At 76.6% G+C, this 1,445-nt stretch carries 1 protein-coding gene and 1 pseudogene; both read left to right on the top strand.

Annotation, left to right across the window (positions count from 1 at the left end):
• Positions 1-604 (top strand): annotated as a pseudogene (locus tag F2B26_RS16210) (hypothetical protein); the annotation flags it as partial.
• Positions 601-1,445: ABC transporter ATP-binding protein (locus tag F2B26_RS16205; RefSeq protein ID WP_159811104.1), on the top strand; the 845-nt coding region annotated here is incomplete at its 3' end. The pseudogene F2B26_RS16210 and the gene F2B26_RS16205, both read left to right, overlap by 4 nt.

The raw sequence follows: 1,445 nt of genomic DNA, 5'->3' as shown, positions 1-1,445 counted from the left end.
GGGGTTCGGCCCGCTCGACCCGGCCGACGGGCCGGTCGCCGCCTCGGCCTGGGGCGACCGCGCCGAGCAGCGCATGGTCGCCACCGGTGAGCCCTACCCCGTGCTCTGGCCGGCCGGCACCTTCCGCTGGCGTGACCGGCTGCTGGTCGGCGAGGTGAACGACGGCAACGCGGCGCACGCCTGGGGCGCCGTCGCCGGGCACGCCGGGCTGTTCGGCACCGTCGACGACCTGCTCGACGCCGCCCTGCCCCTCGGCCGCCGGCTGGCCGAGGCCGACCCGCACGGGCTGCTGCAGCCCGGCCCGGACCCCGACCAGTCACTCGGCTGGCGGGTCCGCACCGTGACCGGGCCCGCGGCGAGCACCACCGGCCCCGACCGGCTGCTGTGGCACCCCGGGTTCACCGGCTGCGCCGTCGGGCTGCTGCCCGCCGGGCGCGGCGCCGTCGCCCTGGCCACCAACCGGCTGCTCGCCGACGGCGCCCCCGTCCCCACCGACCACCTGTGGTGGCACACCGTCGCGACGGTGTGCCCCGACCTCGACCTCGGACCCGGCCTTCCGGCCGCGTCCCCGGTGCCCGCCCCCGCCAAGGATGTGACCCGATGACCTCGACCACCCCCGTGCTGAGCATCCGCGACCTGTCGGTGAGCTTCCGCACCGCAGGTGCCCTCGTCCCGGCCGTCACCGGGGTGAGCATCGACGTCGCCGCAGGTCAGACCGTCGCCGTCGTCGGCGAGTCCGGGTCCGGCAAGTCGACCACCGCCGCCGCGGTCAACCGGCTGCTGCCGGCCAACGGCCGGGTGGTCGGCGGTCAGGTGCTGCTCGACGGCCGCGACCTGCTCGAGCTGCCGGAGAACGCGATGGTGCCGCTGCGCGGTGCCGAGATCGGGCTGGTCCCGCAGGACCCGATGTCGAACCTCAACCCGCTCATGCGGGTCGGCACCCAGATCGCCGAGGCGCTCGAGGTGCACGGGCGCGCCCAGGGCAAGGCCGCCTGGGAGAAGGCCGTCGAGCTGCTCGACATGGTGGGCATCCCCGACCCCGGGGCGCGGGCCCGCCAGCACCCGCACGAGTTCTCCGGCGGGATGCGCCAGCGCGCCCTCATCGCGATGGGCCTGGCCTGCCGCCCGCACCTGCTCATCGCCGACGAGCCGACCTCGGCGCTCGACGTCACCGTGCAACGGCGCATCCTCGACGAGCTCGACCGGCTCACCGACGAGCTCGGCACCGCCGTGCTGCTCATCACGCACGACCTGGGGCTCGCGGCCGAACGCTCCGACCGGGTGGCGGTGATGCACCGCGGCCGGATCGTCGAGCAGGGCGAGGCGGCCGCGATCCTCGCCGACCCGCAGGACGAGTACACCCAGCGGCTGCTCGCGGCGGCGCCCAGCCTCTCGACCGCTCGGCGGCGCCCGGTGCGCACCGCACCGCGCGCGCAGGACGCGCA

Origin of the sequence: Cellulomonas citrea (assembly GCF_009829685.1) — a bacterium.
Classification (GTDB): Bacteria; Actinomycetota; Actinomycetes; order Actinomycetales; family Cellulomonadaceae; genus Cellulomonas; species Cellulomonas citrea.
Note: the sequence above shows the minus strand (reverse complement) of the source record. Positions and strands in the feature narration are given on the sequence as shown.